Origin of the sequence: Posidoniimonas corsicana, from assembly GCF_007859765.1 — a bacterium.
Taxonomy (GTDB): Bacteria; Planctomycetota; Planctomycetia; order Pirellulales; family Lacipirellulaceae; genus Posidoniimonas; species Posidoniimonas corsicana.
In genome coordinates this window covers 396,019-414,826 of sequence record NZ_SIHJ01000002.1, presented here as the reverse complement: position 1 = coordinate 414,826, position 18,808 = coordinate 396,019, and the positions used below count along the sequence as shown (strand labels likewise).

The 18,808-nt window shown below is 62.1% G+C and carries 13 protein-coding genes, 1 tRNA gene and 1 pseudogene; 7 read left to right on the top strand and 8 right to left on the bottom strand.

Annotation, left to right across the window (positions count from 1 at the left end; all coding sequences use genetic code 11):
• The first annotated feature begins 5 nt into the window (after positions 1-5).
• The gene (locus tag KOR34_RS17745) at positions 6-1,028 is read left to right on the top strand and encodes a GNAT family N-acetyltransferase (protein WP_197531533.1); all 1,023 of its coding nucleotides are present in this window, start codon (positions 6-8) and stop codon (positions 1,026-1,028) included.
• A 305-nt stretch (positions 1,029-1,333) separates the two neighbouring features.
• On the opposite strand, the gene KOR34_RS17740 is transcribed toward KOR34_RS17745, so the two are convergent.
• Both KOR34_RS17740 and KOR34_RS17735 read right to left on the bottom strand, forming a co-directional pair.
• Positions 1,334-2,320, bottom strand: coding sequence for an NAD-dependent epimerase/dehydratase family protein (locus tag KOR34_RS17740; protein WP_146566658.1), 987 nt, complete (start codon positions 2,318-2,320; stop codon positions 1,334-1,336).
• 2,181 nt (positions 2,321-4,501) lie between these two features.
• Complete coding sequence (locus KOR34_RS17735; protein ID WP_197531532.1) at positions 4,502-5,428, bottom strand: polysaccharide biosynthesis/export family protein; 927 nt, start codon at positions 5,426-5,428, stop codon at positions 4,502-4,504.
• 305 nt (positions 5,429-5,733) lie between these two features.
• On the opposite strand from KOR34_RS17735, the gene KOR34_RS17730 reads away from it, so the two are divergent.
• Complete coding sequence (locus KOR34_RS17730; RefSeq protein ID WP_146566654.1) at positions 5,734-6,168, top strand: hypothetical protein; 435 nt, start codon at positions 5,734-5,736, stop codon at positions 6,166-6,168.
• Between the two features lie 136 nt (positions 6,169-6,304).
• On the top strand, positions 6,305-6,640 hold the full coding sequence (locus KOR34_RS17725) for a hypothetical protein (protein WP_146566652.1): 336 nt from the start codon (positions 6,305-6,307) through the stop codon (positions 6,638-6,640).
• A gap of 22 nt (positions 6,641-6,662) precedes the next feature.
• Here KOR34_RS17725 and KOR34_RS17720 read toward each other — a convergent pair whose 3' ends face one another.
• Both KOR34_RS17720 and KOR34_RS17715 read right to left on the bottom strand, forming a co-directional pair.
• Entirely contained in the window at positions 6,663-7,970 is a 1,308-nt protein-coding gene (locus tag KOR34_RS17720; protein WP_197531531.1) for a TolC family protein, read from the bottom strand.
• Between the two features lie 132 nt (positions 7,971-8,102).
• Positions 8,103-8,843 (bottom strand): N-acyl amino acid synthase FeeM domain-containing protein, encoded by a 741-nt coding sequence (locus tag KOR34_RS17715; RefSeq protein ID WP_146566648.1) that lies wholly within the window; start codon positions 8,841-8,843, stop codon positions 8,103-8,105.
• 1,717 nt (positions 8,844-10,560) lie between these two features.
• Here KOR34_RS17715 and KOR34_RS27175 point away from each other — a divergent pair.
• From KOR34_RS27175 to KOR34_RS27515, 3 genes and pseudogenes are all read left to right on the top strand, one after another.
• Positions 10,561-10,833: a helix-turn-helix transcriptional regulator gene (locus tag KOR34_RS27175; RefSeq protein WP_228714685.1), complete on the top strand. Its 273-nt coding sequence runs from the start codon at positions 10,561-10,563 to the stop codon at positions 10,831-10,833.
• A 64-nt stretch (positions 10,834-10,897) separates the two neighbouring features.
• Positions 10,898-13,003 carry a YfjI family protein gene (locus KOR34_RS17710; protein ID WP_197531530.1) on the top strand — a complete coding sequence of 702 codons (2,106 nt, stop codon included), beginning with the start codon at positions 10,898-10,900 and terminating at the stop codon, positions 13,001-13,003.
• Between the two features lie 59 nt (positions 13,004-13,062).
• A pseudogene (locus KOR34_RS27515) lies at positions 13,063-14,454 on the top strand (tyrosine-type recombinase/integrase); the annotation flags it as partial.
• A gap of 261 nt (positions 14,455-14,715) precedes the next feature.
• Here the strand turns inward: KOR34_RS27515 and KOR34_RS17700 are convergent.
• Both KOR34_RS17700 and KOR34_RS26795 read right to left on the bottom strand, forming a co-directional pair.
• Positions 14,716-14,787: transfer RNA gene (locus KOR34_RS17700), tRNA-Cys, on the bottom strand.
• Positions 14,788-15,043: 256 nt separating this feature from the next.
• Positions 15,044-15,208: a hypothetical protein gene (locus KOR34_RS26795; RefSeq protein WP_197531529.1), complete on the bottom strand. Its 165-nt coding sequence runs from the start codon at positions 15,206-15,208 to the stop codon at positions 15,044-15,046.
• Between the two features lie 384 nt (positions 15,209-15,592).
• Here KOR34_RS26795 and KOR34_RS17695 point away from each other — a divergent pair, with 384 nt between their 5' ends.
• Entirely contained in the window at positions 15,593-15,949 is a 357-nt protein-coding gene (locus KOR34_RS17695; RefSeq protein ID WP_146566645.1) for a hypothetical protein, read from the top strand.
• 24 nt (positions 15,950-15,973) lie between these two features.
• Here KOR34_RS17695 and gdhA read toward each other — a convergent pair whose 3' ends face one another.
• A complete protein-coding gene (gene gdhA / locus KOR34_RS17690; RefSeq protein WP_146566643.1) occupies positions 15,974-17,329 on the bottom strand; it encodes an NADP-specific glutamate dehydrogenase in 1,356 nt (451 codons plus the stop codon).
• Between the two features lie 40 nt (positions 17,330-17,369).
• Complete coding sequence (locus KOR34_RS17685) at positions 17,370-18,803, bottom strand: aldehyde dehydrogenase family protein (RefSeq protein ID WP_146566641.1); 1,434 nt, start codon at positions 18,801-18,803, stop codon at positions 17,370-17,372.
• Positions 18,804-18,808: the final 5 nt, after the last annotated feature.

The following is an 18,808-nucleotide window of genomic DNA, read 5'->3' as shown; positions in this document are numbered from 1 at the left end:
AAGAGATGAATGACCGAGGCGATCAGCCAACCGACCCCGCGCTGGCGTTTGCGACGAGCATCTACCACCACCCGGCGTGGGAGGACGCGTGCGGTGTGTACGGGCTCAAGTTTCACGCCCTGCGGTCAGAGCTCGATGGTGCAGCCCGCGGGTTCCTGCCGCTCGTGCAGCAGTCTTCGCCACTGTTTGGCCGGCGTCTGATCTCTCTTCCTTGGGTTGACGAGGCGGGCGCCGTTGGTGCCCCCGATGCTGTGGCGTCTCTGTTGGATCGGGCGGTGGGACTGGCCGGCGAGTTAGGGACCGGCTACTCGGTGATCGTCAAGCAGCCGCTGACGCTGGGCGGCGGTGACCTCCCCCCTGGGTGGGCTCGCCAGGGGGGCGCGAAGGTGCTGATGCGGCTGCGCCTGGAGTCGAACGCGGATGCGTTGTGGGGCCGACTCTCGCCGAAGGTGCGAAACCAGGTCCGAAAGGCGGAGCGGTCGGGGCTGGTCACCGAACGGGGCGGCGCCGAGCTGCTGGAAGACTTTTACTCGGTCTACTCTCAGAACATGCGGGACCTGGGGAGCCCTTCCCACTGCCTCAGGTTCTTCCAGACGCTCGTCGCCGGGCTGGGAAGTTGCGCGGAGGTCTACTGCATCAGGCTCCAGAGCAGGGCGGTGGGAGCCGGGATCGTGCTGCACAACGGCCGGTCTCTCGACATCCCGTGGGCCTCGAGCCTCCGCGAGTTCAACCCGCTGTGCGTAAACCACGGAATGTATTGGGCCGTGCTGAAGGACTCCTGCGATGCCGGTCACGAGTGGTTCCATTTCGGACGCAGCAGCGTTGGGAGCGGTCAACACCGCTTCAAGAAGCAGTGGGGGGCGGAGGAGGCGTCGCTCGCCTGGTGGGGCCACTCGTTGAAACAAGCGGAAGACCAAGACCCCGGCGCGGCTGGCGAGAAGTTTGGTTTGGCCCAGCGCGTCTGGACTAGACTTCCGCTGTGGGCGTCACGACGGATCGGGCCTCTCATCGTCCGGCACGCACCCTGACTGAGCTTGGCCCACGTTAGGTGCCTGAAGCATCGTTCCGCCTAGAGCCCGCACATCCTGGCTCATTTAGGTCCGATGGCTAGAGCGAATCTGAAATCGCCATTCTGCCAGCATTGCGAGATGGTGACCTGCGCCCAGTAGTGAATTCATTGTTAGTGTAGCATCTCAGCCAGCTCCTTCGTGGGACGCAGCCGAAACGAAGGGAGCTGGCTGGGTCGCTTAGCGGGCGTAGCGGAAGCGATGTCAATAGTCTCGCGATACCATGCATCCTGCAGAAATTGCCGAATGAGATCACCGAGTTCGAGTCAGACCTTGATCTTTGCCGCAAATGGGAGATTGTCGCGGTACCATCGGACCGTTCTTGCAATACCATCGTCCAGCGAGACCTCGGGGCGCCATTCGAGTAGTCGCGCCGCTTTGTCGATGTTGGCCCACGTGACCTTCATGTCGGCGCGGTGGAATGGATGGTGCTGGATGACGGCCTCTTTGTCCAGTTGACGCTCGATCTTGCCAATCAACTCAAGGAGCGTGACCGGGTTGTTACCGCCGCCCAGGTTGATGATCTCGTACCCCAGTGGCCGTGACGCGTCGATGGTGCCTCGGGCGATGTCATCCACGTAGGTGAAATCTCGGGCCTGGGAGCCGTCGCCATAGACTTGGATGGGGTCGCCCTGGTCGATCCATCTGATGAAGCGGAACACACTCATATCGGGACGGCCGGCAGGCCCATACACAGTGAAGTAGCGGACTATCGACACGTCGATGCCGAACAACTGGTGGTACGTATAGGCGAGGACCTCGGAAGCCTTCTTAGAAGCGGCGTACGGCGAGAGCGGCGTGTTGACCGGTAAGGTCTCGATAAAGGGCATTGGCTGGCCTGCATAGAGCGACGAGGTCGACGCCAGCACATACTTCTTAGTCCCGTGCCTGCGAATTGCCTCCAGCAGGTTGAGCGAGCCGACCACGTTCGTGGAGAAGTAAACGTGAGGGTTCTCAATGCTGTACCGCACTCCCGCCCGCGCGGCGAGATTGTAGGCCACACTAAACGCGTGCTCGGAAAACAGCTTATCGACCGCCGGCTTGTCCTCGATGTCGATTCCTACAAACGTGAAGCCTTTCCGCGACCGTAGTCGGTCTAGCCGGTGTAGCTTAAGTGCGACGTCGTAGTAGTCGTTGAGGTTGTCTACACCAACTACCGGTACACCAGCGTCGAGCAGTAGGTCGGCCGTCCGACTGGCAATGAGGCCGGCGCACCCGGTGACCAGGGCGGACGAGGCAGATTCATCTTCCACGGTGGAGCACCTGTTATGGAATGGACTTAGAGTGTCGCCGCGACGATTGCATGAGTACGTTAGTTGACGCGGTTAGCGTGGTAAGGTTCGCACGTCATGCCGCTTGCGGCTGAGTGTCGCTATACGCTGACCTATTCAATACTACACTCAGTGCCGTAGATAGCCATACTCAGTGACGGAGACGACTCTTCCGACCATGGTTCGGGTAGGCCCCGGAGGGTGGCGTCAACTTGCGCGCGAGCATCCGCTTCGCCGTAGCTGCGGTCAGTCATCGCAAGATCCTGCGGAGCGCCGGCTTTCTGGGTGTCAACTCGCGGAGCTATATCATGCGCGAGACGGTACTTGTAGCGAGAAATGCTACTTGACGATCGCCTGCCAGCTGCGTGGCAAGGCGACTTACCTCTTGCATGTAGCCCCAGTCGCTCATTAAAGGAGCCAGATCAAGTCTCCCCGCGTGACACTACGTTGGGGCAATCGAGCGGATACATCCGGGTCGTATCAGTTTGCTAGGTCCAAGTCTTCCTACCGAACTGGGAGGTTAACCGGAGGATGCGAGGTACCCACCGCATCCTGTTTCCTCCGACGTTCATGTACATCGATTGTTGGCGAATTGTCGCCTTACCGCTGACAACATCCAGACTCGGCGGCCACCGAAAGAATGGCGGACTGGCTCTGTAGAGAACCTGCGTTCTGTTGGCGGATCATGGTGTGTCTAGCAATCGCCATCAAGCCTAGCTCGTGGCGTTGTCGTCGGATGCTCCGGTCGGGGATGTGAAGGGCTCTTGCGGCGTTTGATCATCAACATAAGGGGGCGGCCTGGTCCATTCGTCGGTAGCGGCGCTTCGCCACCTTGTTCGTCGGCCGACCGTGCATGGCAGGCATCATAGAGCTAACACGGCACACCTCACGGGCGTAGCAGTTGTTGGCCACGGAGGGTAGCCGGCGTCGGCTCGGAGGGCGTCATGCCTCCCCGCTGTCGCGCGTTGTTGAGCAGCGGCTGAAACTAGGCCACGTAGGGCCGGGGGCCTCGCTCGGGCGCGAAAGCTAGGATGAGTGGGAGTCGAAATTGCAGATGACGCTCAGCTTAGGAGTGCGGCGGTAGACCATCACTTTCCAGGGGCGTCCGTGCACTCAAGGCTTGTCGAGTCGACGCGGACAGCGAAGCCATTTCGTCAGGTGGCCGAGGATCGATGAGTCCAGCGGCCGCGCCAGAGAAGCCGAGAAGCAGCTGGTCGTCCGCGTTCCGCTTGGTGAATTGTGGAGGCTCCTTTAGCTCAATCGCGTCACGCCGATCGCGGCTGTCACGTAGGTTCGTCGCCATGCCGCGATAGTCGGTTCTGAGGAGCTCTCTAATCACCAGCTAGGTGAACAGGTGGTGCTGCGTGAACTTCTTCGGCCTTCACCGGGGCGAGTACGCCCGCAGCTCGCCCTGTGCGACTCGCAACGCAGCCGCTGGTGACTTGTTCGTTGTCGCCACGCAACCTCTACGAATGTTTGCGACGAAATTGCAGAGCTCGCACACTAGAGATTGCTGAAATGCCTCGCGGGCTCACCTCAGGGGATGTAGTCACGCGGTCTTCATGCACCGCCGCTAGCAAGGGCTGGACCAAGGTTTTTTTTTTCCGGCGGGCTGAACAACAGCGAATGCCGGAACTCAGTCAGGTCTGGCGACCGGAGGTCGTTGACTTCAGGCGGGACCTCGCCGTTCGGCGGCGCTCCCGGTATCACTTCCGGCGCCGGGGTCGGCGCTTCGGGGGCGATATACTCTTGCCGCTTGGGTGTAGGCGTCTGCAGTTCCGTGGATGAGGGGATCTTCTCGGCGGTGTTCGGATAGACTGGAGGGGCGACGTGAGTCGCGACGCTAAAGTCAGCCGGAGGTCCCCCGCAACGCTCGTCGCGCCAAACGGCGGCTGGGGCCGGCCACGGCCGCCAGCAGGTCGGCTTGTGACCGTGGTAGGCCTGATCCGTTCCGCACGGCGTGTCGAATACGGCGTCCTCGCCCCAGCACCAGCAGTGCTTCTGGCGAATGTCAGTGGGGCACTTGGACTCTTGCACGCGCTTGGTGATCAAGCCATGCCGACAGCCACAGGCCAACAATAGCAACGACAATATAAGAAGGTGATGTGCGCGCACGGTATTCAAGGCAGTGACTGCTAGCCGGGCTTTGTACCCGATCCATTGCTAGAAGCCGCCGCCAAATCCTCCATTGTTTCGACCTTCGAGTTGCCGCACGGTTGAGGTACCCAGTAGGGTGACGCCAAACACACGCTCTAGCGGTGCGAAGATCTTTGCCATCTTCGTATCGAACGCCATCAGCTTGTCCTCCGAGACATATAGCCTGTCTCCTGGCAAGAGCTGGTAATTGGTAGTCACGTCACCGCGCTGCGTGATCGCGAGCCAATCGACCGGCAGCACTTGGTCGCCGCCGCAGGAGTTTCCACCGGGGCGGGCGACCCACATGCGTGTACTGGAGGTCGATTGGAGCCCCTGGATCTGACCGATCGCGTCAATGACCGTCTCGTTGCCACGTGTGGGGAGGATGACGACGCCGTCGCCCAGCCCCGCCCCCTGCGTCACGACATAGAAGACCTTGCTGTTGTAGCCAAGCACATCGAGGCTAATCTTCGGGTCTTCCAGGTAGGTCGATAGGTGAGCCTCGAGCTTCGCTCTAGCCTCGTCGATGGTTAGCCCGACCAGCTGAACCCGGCCGTATGTCCCCAAATTGACCCGACCATCTGGCGCCACAAGGTGCTCACCAGCGATCTGCTGCTGGGCGCCGAGCTGGCTGAGCGTCACAGAGACCTTTGGCGCTCTGTAGGCTTCATTTAAGAGCCTGTCGAGGTTAGCCTGCAGCTGTTCGGCGCTCATCCCAGCTGCCTGCACGGCCCCTAATTCAAAGCCCAAATGGATGGTGCCATTGGGTTGGATAGTGTACTCGCCCGTAATCTGTTGCTCGGGCAGCAATCCCTGGGCGGCGATCGCAACGACGTCCAGCGGCTCTAGCTGGTATGGGGACCTGGGAACCAGGCGGATCGCCTCAATCTCGAGCACATCAGGCGGCTCGATGATGTAGTCCGGCAGAACTACCTTTGACAGCTCCCGCGGCACGCTTGGCGGCACACAGGGCTGGGGACCCCCCGGTTTGGTGCCTGGGTAGACGACGTGGCACCCGGCGCTGGAGACTAGAGCTGCCAGTGCGAGGACCATACGGGCTGTTGATTGCCTACCTGCCACGGCTTACCTGTTTTGGAAGCGGCTTAGGAGCGTTGGTTGACCCAGAAGTACGAAAAAGATCAACCCCTGCGGGTCCTACATCGGGACGAATGGTCACAATCCTTAATCGCGAACCTCAAATAAGCCGATTCTTAGAGCTGGATAGCTGGCTATTCAATGCATGCAAGGGGATCAGAGACATGAGGTGTGATCAGGAGAAGAAACGGTTCGGAGGCAAGGCACTCGTCAAAGTGCTCGCTGCGCTGGTGGTCTTTGCGACATGTGTGCCTATGGTTTCCGCCCAAGGTCCGCAGCGCTACCAGCCCTCACGGCCGACTGTCAGCCCCTATATGAACTTGCTGCGGCGGAATGCATCGCCGGTACCCAATTACTACTCATTCGTGCGGCCGATGCAGCGTCAAGCGGCCTTCAACCAACAGCAGGCGACCTTCAATCAACAGCAGATCCAGTTTCAGGTTCGGCAGAACGCGGAGAACCAGCAGCTTCAGGCCGACCTCATGAAGGCGGGAGTCGCGGGCCCCGTATCGGGAGCGTCCGCGTGGTTTCAAAATCCTGGGTCGCGGTCGACCTTTCTGAATACCTCGCAGTACTTCAGCCGTGCGGGTGGACGCTAGATTGTGCAGCGATCCGTAGCCGTTGGTTGGCGATTCGGCGTAGCCCGCCGGAACTGAGTGACCTATATTTCCAGTAGGGGAGGGTGTTTCTGCTAGGCGACACCGATATGGGTGGGTCGGTGGAAGTGAGTTACTTATGAGGGATCTCCCCAGCTTTTCCATCCTTACCTCACTCGCCGTGGCTGTCGCTGCATTCGCGAGTTGGCAGACATTCCACGCCGATCCGGTGTCGACGAAGGCAATGTACGGCATTCTGGCCCTGCTGCTTTCATTCTTAGTTGGGCTCGCTCTCGGAGAACGGTCCAAGTCGGCCTACTGCAACCGCATCGTCTTGGCGAATCGCCAATTGGGCGATCAGAATCGCGAACTCCTGCGAGTCAATGCGTCGCTCCTCGAGAGAGTCGGGGAGAGTCACGGCGAAGCCGCCCACCTGTCGGGCGAGCCGGAGCGGAGTTTCGAGACTTTTGAGTAGGTTGCAGCGTTGCGTTTGCGGGTCACTCTACGACGTGCATCGCCGGCCCGAGCAATCCTGCAACAAATCGAAGCTGTATTTGGCTTAGGATGCGGTTCGTACGGGCGTAGGTCATTTGAGTTCGGGCCTCGACCAGCCGCGCTGTGGCGGTTTCTAGGTCGGATTCAACCACAAGTCCCTGCTCGTAGCGTTTCTGCATTGATCGATGGTACTCGAGGGCGAGCGTAAGGCTCTCTGCGGCGAGCTGCTCTGCACTGAGCGCTTGGCTCCGAGCATTCCAGGCTTGCAACACCTCGAGTGCGGCCTCGTTCTGACGCTCGCGTAAGGAGGCGGTCATTGCCGAGGCCCGGCACCGCGCGGCTTCTGATTGCTCGCGTTTCTGTCCTGCATCGAAGACGTTCAGGTCAACGACGACCCCGGCGCTGGCGATGCCCTGCGGCGACTGGAACCGGTTCTCCTCGAAGTCGTAGCCGACCTCGGCGGTAACCTGCGGCTTCTTGGCGGCCTTCCAACCGGCCGCGTCGTGTTCGTGCATTCGCACCATTCGCACCAACTCGAGGATGTCTGGGCGGGTGGTCTGGGAGAGCTCGGCCAACTCGGCGCGGGTCTGGCTCAACGGGGCGAGATAGGGCTCCGCGAGCTCAACCCGGTAGTCCAAGGGGCGTCCGAGAAGCTGGTTGAGCTCGGCGACCGAGTCCTGCTGAGAGTTCCTCGCCTCGACGAGTCGCTGCTGCGATTCCAGCACCAGAACTCGTGATTCGAGCACCCGCTGGTCGGTTGCTAGCTGCTGTATCGACCGCTGGCGGGTATCCGACGCGATCGCCTCTGAGCTCTTCAGCAGGCGGCCGGCGGCGATCAGTTCGGCGTCGGCCTGCAGCACTCGCACGAAAGCGTCGGCCACCGCCATGCGGAGCTGCATCTCCGCCCAGCACGCTGCCTCGCGTGAAGCGTGCTGACGAGAGTGCGCGGCCGCCGCAGAACTCTCTAGCCGCCCCGCGGTCCATAGGGGCACGTTAACCCGCGCGGCAAGGTTGGCGGCCTGCTGCTGCGCGTAGGGCAGACGGAACGAGCTGAAGCCCAGTTGGGGTTGGCTGCCGACGAAGCTCGGCTCGCTGCTCCGAAACGTGTAGCCGGTCTTGATCGATGCGGACGGCGCCAGCTTGGCCTCGGCAGCCAGGGCCTCGCTGCCGGCCGCTTGAGTCTCAAGTCTGGTGGCGGTGATCCCGGGATTGTTCGTGGCCGCCGTCCGCCACAGGTCCCACAGAGTCTCCGCCGCCGCGGGCTGCGCGGCAGGCCAGAGGATCAGCAGGGCGAGAAGGGCGGAACGCATGGTGGAGCCGTAGGGCGCGGGCGTGATACGGGGCGTATCGCGCATTATCGGCACTACAGACGCCAAACTCGGCCGCGGCCGTTGTTTCCGGCAGGATTTGCCTAGCTGCCCGGCTTGACCAGCCTGATGCTATCAGGCTGCCACGTGGGGAGAGCTCTCAGCGAACTCCCCCACACACCCCTCCGCGATTCGCTGGAAGTATTCCCAGTCGGCCTCGGGGTGCGGTGTTGGTGCGAGGGCGGGCTCCGAAATCGGTTCGCTGAAGAACTGCGTCCACACCTTGGGGTACTCCTCGCGGAGATTGATAAGGTCGACGCGGAGCGGGACCGCCGGGTTCCCTTTCACAAGCGGGTGGTCCCGCTCGTCGCCCATCAGCTGGAATCCCATGCGGCGTTCATACAGTTTGGCGTGGCGGGGGTGGCAAGCGATCCACAGGTCGTCGACGCCGTGCCGCAGAGCGAATTGGGCCATCAACCGGCTCAGCTCTGAGAACAGGTCGAAGAACCGCTTAGGACTTAGCCGGCGGTCGGCCAGGCAGCATACCTCGGCCAGCCGTCGACCGCTCGCGCGGTGCCTGCCGATGACGTCCGGGTAGATCGATTCCATGGGCAGCCCCAAGGGCGAGTCGACAACGACGGTCTGGGTGCTGATAACGCGTTCATCGTACTTGGCGACGAATACCTGCGATGTGTCGAGGAGCTGGTGCGGCATAATCCTCAGGCCCATCGGATGGGGATCGCTTAGGTCAGCTCGAACGTACGAATCGTGCACCAGGGTAAACGCGCCCAGGTAGTCGTCGGTCGTGCGGGCGAGTTGCAACGAGATGTTGTCACACTTCGAAAACGTCAGGCTCTCAGCGTCTACTGTGTTCATGAGGTGAAACAGTCTCCTGGCGACCGCGAGCCGGCGAAACGGCCCACGCCCAATCGAGGTTCTATAGCCAAGCACACGTTGCTAGGCAGTCGTTAGAGTGCCGATGCCTCGCGGCGCGCGGCAGGTTGCCCTGTAGACGACGGGAAGCGGAAGATGAGTGTGGTGAAAAGGAGCAGAGCATGCGCGATACACACCCGCTCATCTGAACCCTAGTTCACTCCAGGTGAACGTGCCGAGAATCTGTCCTTGCGGCGATGTCTGGGAGTCCCCTTGCGACGATTGTATCGGCCGCATCAGTTGCAGCGATCGCAGAACCGGGCGACCTGCAGGCGCCTTCACCGCGATCTTCGTTCTCGGCATTTGGAGCGGCTCCATGGAAGGTTACGCACTCAGCTACCGCCTCGACCCTTCTGCCGCCGAGCCGAAGGTGACGCCACGGCACGCGAGACAGCCGACAGGTGCCCGATGGCGTATCGACGGGCAGGTCGCCTTGTAGTTCTGAAGTAGTGCTCAAGAGCGACAGGGGTTGAGCAGGCAGGTTTGGTTGTTGGAGGGCTTGCCCTCAACAGGGCGGGGCCTTCGCCGGCGGTGACCTCTGTTCGCTGAACGGAGCCTTGCCTTTGCTCTAGGATGAACTCGCAGCACCTATTCCACCTGCCGTTCTACCGCGACAAGGTTCTACGGAACTCCGGATTTCAGGGAATCTTGGCAGTTGTGTAGAGGTTTGCTCCCCGTAGGTCGGGCTATTAGCAATTCCGGGCTGCTAGTGGATCTGATCGCAATCGAGGCACAACGGTAACTCACGCTTGGACTACGTCATCGTCAGGTGGCTTGGTGCGGCGCCCGCGCTGGTCGATTGGTCGATGCTGCGTGCATGGTGTCACCGTTGTCCTCCATGCAGAGGTACGACCCTACTCTCAGTGAAGGAACCCTACGGCAGGCTCCAGCGAGGTGCGTGCAGTTGATTGTCTCCGAAGCTCCGGGTGTGGCGGTCCTTGCGTCACTCCGTGGGAACGCCCCCTTATTGACGCCTAGAACCGTGAATCACTCTTGGGGTCTGGAGATTCCCGCGAACCAGTTCGGCCAACTGCGATCACGGCCGGCTACGGTGGTTGGAGACCGCGTATCGCCCCTCGACCCACCATACAAGGCAGAATCCGATGACGCGAGCTTGTCTTGAGTGCAGGCACTGGTTGTCCGGAGAGCACGCTCGATTGCACCTTCAGCACATCGCCAGTGACTTGTACCGAGGGTTTGAGGTCCGGTGGCTAGTCCTAGTAGCAGCCCCCTCTTGTGGAGTGGTTGCTGGCCCCATTAGGTGAGCCGGGGAAGTTTTTTTCTTAAAGAAGTTCCCATGGTTCCCATTCTGTTGGGGGAGGAACCTACGTGCGATCACCTTGACAGTCTCGTTCAGCGCTCACCGAGCGAAGCAAAATGCGAAGCAGTGCGACGCATTGTTAGGCGTTAGAGACGCTAGAATCACCTTGATCGGCAGCCTCGGGTAGGTAAGATTTGCCCCTCGTCGGAACGACGCACTTGCGACGTCGTCAAGAACGGCTCTAGGCCTTGGTAGCGCGGAGGCCTTGTCCGCATCGGGTTGATTCAGCGCGCGGCCATTGGTCAGGCCGCTTCTAATCGGGTCGCCATGAGGGCGACTAACTCCAGGAGGAGGCTGGCGGGATGGAATCTTGCCGAGCTCCTGAAGCGAGATTGTGGAATGCATTCGGACGACAAGCCAAGCGACGGCGGTCAGCAACCGGAGAGGTTCTGCTCTCCGGAAGACAGAGATCTTCGAGAGTTCTACGACGTCAACGAGTGTGCCGCTCGGTACGCTGTCTCGCCGTCTACCTGGCGGCGGCTGTCTGACACCGGCAAGGCGCCGCAGCCTCGCGAGTTTGGCCGCCTGAGGCGGTGGCGGATCTCGGAACTCGATGCGTGGGACGCCGCCGGAAACAAGCCACCAGGACTTAAGATGCGTCGGCGGTCGTAGCGGTGCGGTGTGGCAAGGACGGTGGGCAAGTAGCGCACCAGTGATCGAATTACAGGAGTTCTACATGGATGACGGCAAGAGACTCGAAACTCCCTCCTCAGCAGCAGGCGCCAATCCTGTCTCCCCCTCAGGGGCCCGCCAAGAAGGCGACAAGAGGCCCCTTCAGGAGCCCCGCAAGTGGGACGCGACACGTGACCTTCCACCGCGGACCGTCGCCGAAGGCAGCGCGGAATGGGACGTGAGGTTTGACAAGGCAGGGCTGGCCGCAGCCCGCGCAGCTGAGGCTGCTGCCTGCGCGGGCGGGGCTTCACACGACATCACTGGAGACTCGACGGCATCAAATGAGGAGACGGATGTTTGCGGCAATCCAGAACGCTCCGCGCTGTACGTAGTAGGGACGGAACAGGCGCGAGAGCAGCTCGCTTCACTCGGGCTTCACGTCGTGGTCGCGCCACCCGACGGACACAGTGAGGCCGATCCGTTCACCGGCTACTCGGGTCGCTCTGCGGTCGTTCTCCTTGAGCCAGCTGATGACCGCGGGTTTACTGATCTTGCAATCGAACGACTGTTGAGATGCGAGCCCCGACTGAGCGTACGGGTGGTTGAAGTGCGTGGCATCCTCGGAGCAGAGAGCCTAGCTGACTGGGTCGACGGCTTCGGAGACGCAGCCGAGCCCGAACAGATCGGAAGGAACTTAGCTGAGCAGATTGCACAGCTACCCGAACAAAGACGGTCGCGCCAGCCGACCCTCAGAGAACAGTTTAGGCCCTTTCCATCAGAGCTTCTTCCCTACCCATTAGATGACTTCGTTCAGGCACACGCGAAGGTCATGGGGTGCGACGCCTCCTATGTCGCAGTTCCGCTGGTGACCGCAGTTGGTGCGGTGATTGGGAACACGGCGAGACTCAGAGTGCGAAGCAACTGGAAGGTGCCCCCAATCCTCTGGGCGGCCGTGATAGGTGAAAGTGGGACTCAGAAGAGTCCTGCGATGAGGGTAGTCCGAAGTGCACTGGATGAACTCGAAGCTCAAGAACAGCTACGCACCGCTCCAGCCTGGGAAGATTACAATCGGTTGCTTGCGTTCTACGAGAAGGACCGCCGGAAATGGGATAAGGCCGCGTCCGACGGAGTCGCCCCACCTGAGCCGCCGACGAAGCCGGATGAACGCCGGATTGTTGTGGCTGACACAACGATCGAGGCCCTCGCGGTTCTACTTCAGGAGAACCCCAAAGGCCTTCTAATGGTCCAGGACGAGTTGGGCGCCTGGCTCAACTCGTTCGAGAAGTACAGCAAGGGATCGCAGATGCCGCAGTACTTGTCTTTCTATTCCGCCGAACGACTCGTGGTTGACCGAAAGACGGGAGTCCCGCCCACAATTACCGTTTGGGCGCCCTCGGTTTCAATCATAGGCGGTATTCAGCCGGGCATGTTTAGGCGCCTCATCGGACAAGACGCTGAAGACTCAGGACTTCTCGCCCGCTTTCTGCTGACCGCCCCGCCTCGCCTACCCAAGGTGTGGCGTGACGAGGAGGTCGATGCCTCTGTCGACTGGCGGGTGCAGCAAGTCCTCGACGGGCTGTGGGATATAGACCTCGAATCGGATTGCCTGGGACGTCCGCATCCAAGAGAGGTCGCCCTCGGCGAAGACGCCGCTCAAAGGTACAAGCAGTGGTATGATCGCCACAACGCATCGGGAAGCGCATTCGTGGGCAGCAGGGCCGCTGCTTGGGCGAAGCTTGAAGAGATTCCACTACGCCTCGCGCTGGTCTTGCATTGCGTCAAGGTGGCCGTTGGCGACGTGTCCGAAGACGGCAGCGAGGACGACTTCGTTTCGGACGGCACATTGGAGACCGCAATCGAGCTCACAGAGTGGTTCAAGGCAGAGACGATGCGGGTTTACTCAATGCTGTCGCAAACGCTAGCAGACCGGCAATCAGAAGACCTCGTGGGCTGGATTCTAGAGCAGGGGGGGAGTGTAACCGCAAGCGACGTCGTACGAGGTCGGCTTGCGAAGCGGAAAGGCAGCGCGATTAGATCGGCGAATGAAGCAGAAATGGCGCTGAACAACCTACGGAAGGAAGGATTGGGGGCCTGGTTCACCACAACCCCCGGCCCTGGCGGAGGTCGCCCGAAGACCTACTTCCAACTCTTCGACGCGGATCTCGAGTAGCCCATTCGCAAGATAACGCGCTACGACTACTACCGTTAAGCAGAGCAAGCGAGAACAAAATGGGATCAGTCTTCCGCAAGACAGTAACTCGAAACCTGCCGGCATCGGCGGAGTGCTACGTCAAGAACGGGGTGCGGCTAGCAACGTGGCGGGGCCGCAATGGGAGGCGCCAAACGGCGCCGGTCATACAGGGGGAAGACGGCAGACTGCGGATCCGTACCGAGGCCAGCACCTACACCGCCAAGTACCGCGACGGCTCTGGCGTTGTCAGAGAGGTCGCCACGGGATGCCGGTCAAAGGACGCTGCCCAGGCGGTGTTGAACGACCACCTAGCGCGTGCGGAACGGGTCCGGTCTGGGATCGTCACGCAGACCGAGGACGAGGTCCGCGATTGGCTCGCGACGCCAATCGCTGAGAGCTTGAATGACTACATGACACACCTGCGCAACAGAGGTCGCTGTGCGAGGCATATCGCCGACTGCGATCGGTTGGCGCGGCGGGTATTTCAAGAGTGTGCGATGTGTTCGATGCGGGACATCGTTGCCACGCCGATTGAGCAATGGCTCTCTGCACAAGTCGCTGAGGGGCTCTCCCCTCGGACCCGCAACAGTTACCTGCAAGCAGTGGGGGCATTCTGCCGTTGGGCAGTTGCGGCATCAAGGCTCTCGGCGGATCCCACAAAGCGGATCGGTAACCTCGACCAGAAGGTTGACATCCGACGCCAGCGAAGGGCAATGACCGCTGATGAGTTGCGGAGGCTACTCAACGCAGCCTGCTGGCGTCCACTGGCCGAGCGGGGCCGACTAACCGTGCCTAAGGATGAGTCCGAACGGCGTAGCAAGCGTGATACCTGGCAGTTCGAGCCGCTGAGGCTGGAGAATCTGCAGGCATGCATTGCGCGGGCGAAAGACCGCCTCACAGCCGAACCAGAGACGATCACCCGGCTCGAATCCTTGGGGCGTCAAAGGGCTCTCTTCTACAAGACGCTCGTATTGACTGGCCTGCGGCGCGGCGAACTAGCTTCGCTTACAGTCGGCTCGCTGGTGCTTGATACGGCTACTCCCTACGCGATTCTAGAAGCCAAGCATGCGAAGAACCGACAGCGCACCGAGGCTCCTCTCCGGAGCGATCTGGCAGACGATCTTCGGCAATGGATTGGTCAGCTAAGTGCGCAGGGCGAGAAACCCGGCGAGCCTTGCCAAACCATGGAAGATGGTGGGCTTCCATCAGCCGACAGGAAGCTGTTCACCATGCCGCCGGTCCCGATTGCAGTGTTTGACCGCGACCTAGAGGTGGCGGGCATCCCAAAAGCAGACGACCGCGGCAGGACGCTCGACATCCACGCTCTGCGGCACAGTTTCGGGTCTCTGCTCTCGGCCGGGGGAGTCACTCCGAGGACCGCCCAGGCGGCGATGCGGCATAGCTCGATCGACCTGACGATGAACGTCTACACCGACCCGCGGATGCTCGACGTTGCCGGCGCCCTCGAGAAGCTTCCAAGTCTGCCCTTGGAGGCATCATGCCCCCGAAGTCAACCCAGAGACAGCGACCGGGGGCAGCCCTCGTCTCCTTCGGTTGCACCAGTGGTTGCACCAAATCGTGGCAACGGGGGCGATTTAGTGATAACTGCTGACAACTCACCTAGGCCAACGGAGTCCGATCCGACACGAAAAAACCCCACGAAACAAGGTGTTTCATGGGGTTCTTCTGAGAGGCGCCGCCCGGATTCGAACCGGGGATGTCGGATTTGCAATCCGATGCCTTAGCCACTTGGCCACGGCGCCATGAAATGTTGGCCGGGTCGGTCGGCGACCCGACGCCTCGTGCTCGCTGCCGGGCGTACTTAACGGATCGACCCGAACAACCGTTAAACTTAACCAAAAACTACGCAATGTCGGCGGTCTGGTCAAGGCGGCTTTGTGCGGCTGCCGCCCGCCTGGAAGGACAACTATCGGACGGCGGAGGGTTCGGGCCACAAGAAAAGCGGCCGGCGTCGCGAGGGACGCCGGCCGCTTGTGTTTCAACGGTCGCGAGCTGAGTTTACTCGGCCGGGGCTTCTTCCTCGGTTTCGACCACTTCGGTCTCTTCGACTCCCACAGGCGGGGCTTCAACCTCGGGAGCGGCCTCGTCAGTGGCGGCGCCGCCGCAGCCAACAGTAAGGCCCAGGAGGGCCAGCAGCATGGTCGAAAGGGCAAATCGCTTCATAAGGGTCTCCTTGTCGTTTCAGAAGGATGCGGGTTGGGCGTCACGAGTTGGTCGCTGACCCAACACGCTGGTGGTTGGCGTTGTGTGCGCGGGGCGGGAGTAGGGGGGGCCCTCACCTATTTCGCGGCGGGCGTCCGGTTATTGCTCCGCCTGAGCCGAATCCCGCACGCCGTTTACCGCATGGTAGCACCGTGGAGTCGGCCTCGCCAACCGGGGCCGTTCACCGAATGTTCACATTTGTGCCGGCGCCGCTTGCCTAACCGGCAGAGAAGTCACCAGGGGCGCCACGGGAAAGGCTTGTCCGGGTCATGCCGCCATAGTTTGCCGCCGGCCCGGGCCGATCTGAGGGGTGTTGTCGGAACGCTATCCACCGGAGTCATGTCTATGCGCGCTATCTTTTGCAGCCTGGCCCTGTTGCTCGCTTGTGGGGCGCCGGTCGCCGCGCAGAGCCCCTCCGACGCGGACCGCGGGGCAGACGCCAAACGGGACGCCTGGTACTACGAGTCGGGCGAGATGAAGGTCGACCCGCTGCAGATCCACATGCAGAAGGCGGCTCAGCGGGGCGCGCAGCGTGCCGCCCGGATCGCGGCGATGAACTGGTACGGGATGAGCAACTCCCGCCCGACCGCCTCGCCGACCCCGTTCACCGGCATGTACAGCCCGGCCTGGCAGAACCCGGGCGGCCGCCCGTTCGCGTGGCGTCCGCAGACCTACTCGTCGACGATCTATCTAGTCCGGTAGGGCGTTCGCGCGGCGCGGGGCGGCCTAGACGGCGCCGTAGGCGAGCATCGCGTCGGCGACCTTGACGAAGCCGGCGATATTGGCGCCCCGGACGTAGTTGACGGTGCCGTCGCCGTTCTTGGCGTACTCGACGCACTTCTCGTGGATGTCGCACATGATGCCGCGCAGGCGGCGGTCGACCTCCTCGTGGTCCCAGGAGATGCGTAGCGCGTTCTGGCTTTGCTCCAGCCCAGAGACTGCAACCCCGCCCGCGTTGGCTGCCTTGCTCGGCGCGTAGAGAATGCCGGACTCGGTGAACGCGTGGGCGCCCTCGAGGACGGTTGGCATGTTGGCGCCCTCGGCCACGGCACGGACGCCGTTCTTGAGCAGCGACTGTGCGTCCTCCAGCTCGATCTCATTCTGGGTCGCGCAGGGGAAAGCAATGTCAGCCTCCACGCCCCAGGGCTTGGCGCCGGCGTGGTACTTGGCGGTCGAGAACTCCTCGGCGTACTCGCTGATGCGGCCGCGGCGGACCTCCTTCAGTTCCTTCACCCAGGCCAGCTTCTCGGCGTCGATCCCGTCGGGATCGTGCACAAACCCGTCGGAGTCGCTGAGCGTCACGGCCCTGGCGCCGAGGTGGTTGAGCTTTTCGACTGTGTAGATCGCCACGTTCCCCGACCCGGAGACGATACACGACTTGCCCTCGAGCGAGTCGTGCTGGTGCTTCAGCATGTTCTCGCAGAAGTACGCGCAGCCGTAACCGGTGGCCTCGGTGCGGACCTTGCTGCCGCCGAACGACAGCCCCTTGCCGGTCAGGATGCCGGCGTAGCGGTTGGCGAGCCGCTTGTACTGGCCAAACAGGTAGCTGATCTCCCGGCCACCAACGCCGATATCACCGGCGGGGACGTCGGTGTCCTCGCCGATGTGGCGGTGCAGCTCGGTCATCATTGAGTGGCAGAACCGCATCACCTCGTTGTCGGTCTTGCCCTTGGGATTGAAATTGGCTCCGCCCTTGGCGCCCCCCATCGGCAGGCCGGTCAGGCTGTTCTTGAAGGTCTGCTCGAACCCCAGGAACTTCAGCACGCTGAGCGTCACCTCCGGGTGGAACCGCAGTCCGCCCTTGTAAGGGCCGATCGAGTTGTTGAACTGGACCCGCCAGGCGCGGTTGGCGCGGATCTGCCCGGAGTCATCCTGCCAGGTGACGCGGAAGATGATGATCCGGTCCGGCTCGGTCATCCGTTCCAGGATCTGGGCCTGCTTGTACTTCTGGTGGTCGAGCACGAACGGCATCACGGACTCCACCACCTCGTGCACGGCCTGGTGGAACTCGGTCTCGCCCGGGTTCCGGCGCTCGAGGCCGTGCATGAACTGTTCGATCTCTTCTTCGGCCGCGTCCGCCATGGTTCGATCCTTAAGTGTTGGTGCCCGCTCTACGCCTGGACTAATCCTGCTTTGTGCGGATGACCAGCAGACGCTCCTCGGACATGTCGGCCATCGCGTAGCGGATGCCCTCGCGGCCCAGGCCGCTGTCCTTCACCCCACCGTAGGGCATGTTGTCGACCCGCCAAGAGGGCACGTCGCCGATGACCACGCCGCCGACCTCCAGCTCGTCCCAGGCCCGCTGGATCTTGTACCAGTCGCGGGTGAAGATTCCCGCCTGCAGGCCGAAGCGGCTGTCGTTGACTCGGCGTAGCGCTTCATCGAAGTCGTGGAAGCGGCTCAGGACCGCGACCGGGCCAAAGGCTTCCTCGGCGCAGATGTCGAGGTCTTCGGGCACGTCCTCTAGCAGGGTCGCCTCGAGCATGGCGCCGACGCGGCCGCCGCCGCACAGCAGCTTCCCGCCGGCGGAGGTCGCCTCGTCGATCCAGCCCTTGAGGCGTTCGGCTTCTCCTTCGGAGATCATCGGGCCGATGAAGGTGTCCTCGTTCTTGGGGTCGCCGGCGACAAGTTTCCTGGTTGCGGCGACGAGCTTCTCTTTCAGTTCCTCGTAGACCGCATCGTGGATCATGATCCGCTGCACTCCGATGCAGCTCTGTCCCGACTGGTAGAACGCGCCGACGATCAGCCGCGCGACCGCGTCGTCGATGTCGGCGTCGTGGTCGATCACGCAGGCGGCGTTGCCGCCGAGCTCAAGCACCACGGGCTTCTTGCCGGCGCGGCTCTTGAGGTCCCAGCCGACCGAGGGCGACCCGGTGAACGACAGGAACTTGAGCCGCTCGTCGGTGGTAAACAGGTCGGCGCCGTCACGGTGGCAGGGGAGGATGCTGAACGCGCCGGGGGGGAGGTCGGTCTCGGCCAGGACCTCGCCGATCAGGAGGGCGCCGATCGGTGTGCGGCTGGCGGGCTTCAGCACGAAGGGGCAGCCGACCGCCAACGCCGGAGCGACCTTGTGCGCGGCCAGGTTCAGCGGGAAGTTGAACGGTGAGATGAAGGAGCATGGGCCGATCGGAACCCGCTGCACGAAGCCCCGGTAGCCTTTGGCCCGGGCGCCGATCTCAAGGTTGGGAATGTGGCCGTCAATGCGGACGCACTCCTCGGCGGCGATGCGGAAGGTGTCGATCAGCCGCGTCACCTCGCCCCGGGCGTCCTTGATCGGCTTGCCGGCCTCGATGCAGAGCGATACGGCGAGTTCTTCGAACCGCTCGCGGAACCGCTCGACACAGTGCTGCAGCACCACCTGCCGCTCGTAGGGCGGCATCCGCCGCATCGGGCCGGAAGCCTGTTCGGCGGCGGCGATCGCGCGGTCGATATCTTCGGCCGACGCCATCGCTACCCGGGTCGCGACGCTACCGGTGTACTTGTCGGTAACCTCGAGGTCCGCGTTGGGGCTCTCGGGCTTGTTGGCTAAGTAGAATGGGTAGGCGTCGGCGAGCATGGCGG

Excerpts from the sequence above, each read along its gene's own strand:
- gdhA (WP_146566643.1), bottom strand. The coding sequence starts at position 17,329 with ATGGCGGACGCGGCCGAAGAAGAGATCGAACAGTTCATGCACGGCCTC.
- KOR34_RS17730 (WP_146566654.1), top strand. The coding sequence starts at position 5,734 with ATGAGGTGTGATCAGGAGAAGAAACGGTTCGGAGGCAAGGCACTCGTC.
- KOR34_RS17685 (WP_146566641.1), bottom strand. The coding sequence starts at position 18,803 with ATGCTCGCCGACGCCTACCCATTCTACTTAGCCAACAAGCCCGAGAGC.
- KOR34_RS17695 (WP_146566645.1), top strand. The coding sequence starts at position 15,593 with ATGCGCGCTATCTTTTGCAGCCTGGCCCTGTTGCTCGCTTGTGGGGCG.
- KOR34_RS27175 (WP_228714685.1), top strand. The coding sequence starts at position 10,561 with ATGCATTCGGACGACAAGCCAAGCGACGGCGGTCAGCAACCGGAGAGG.
- KOR34_RS17710 (WP_197531530.1), top strand. The coding sequence starts at position 10,898 with ATGGATGACGGCAAGAGACTCGAAACTCCCTCCTCAGCAGCAGGCGCC.
- KOR34_RS26795 (WP_197531529.1), bottom strand. The coding sequence starts at position 15,208 with ATGAAGCGATTTGCCCTTTCGACCATGCTGCTGGCCCTCCTGGGCCTT.
- KOR34_RS17725 (WP_146566652.1), top strand. The coding sequence starts at position 6,305 with ATGAGGGATCTCCCCAGCTTTTCCATCCTTACCTCACTCGCCGTGGCT.
- KOR34_RS17720 (WP_197531531.1), bottom strand. The coding sequence starts at position 7,970 with ATGCGTTCCGCCCTTCTCGCCCTGCTGATCCTCTGGCCTGCCGCGCAG.
- KOR34_RS17745 (WP_197531533.1), top strand. The coding sequence starts at position 6 with ATGAATGACCGAGGCGATCAGCCAACCGACCCCGCGCTGGCGTTTGCG.
- KOR34_RS17715 (WP_146566648.1), bottom strand. The coding sequence starts at position 8,843 with ATGAACACAGTAGACGCTGAGAGCCTGACGTTTTCGAAGTGTGACAAC.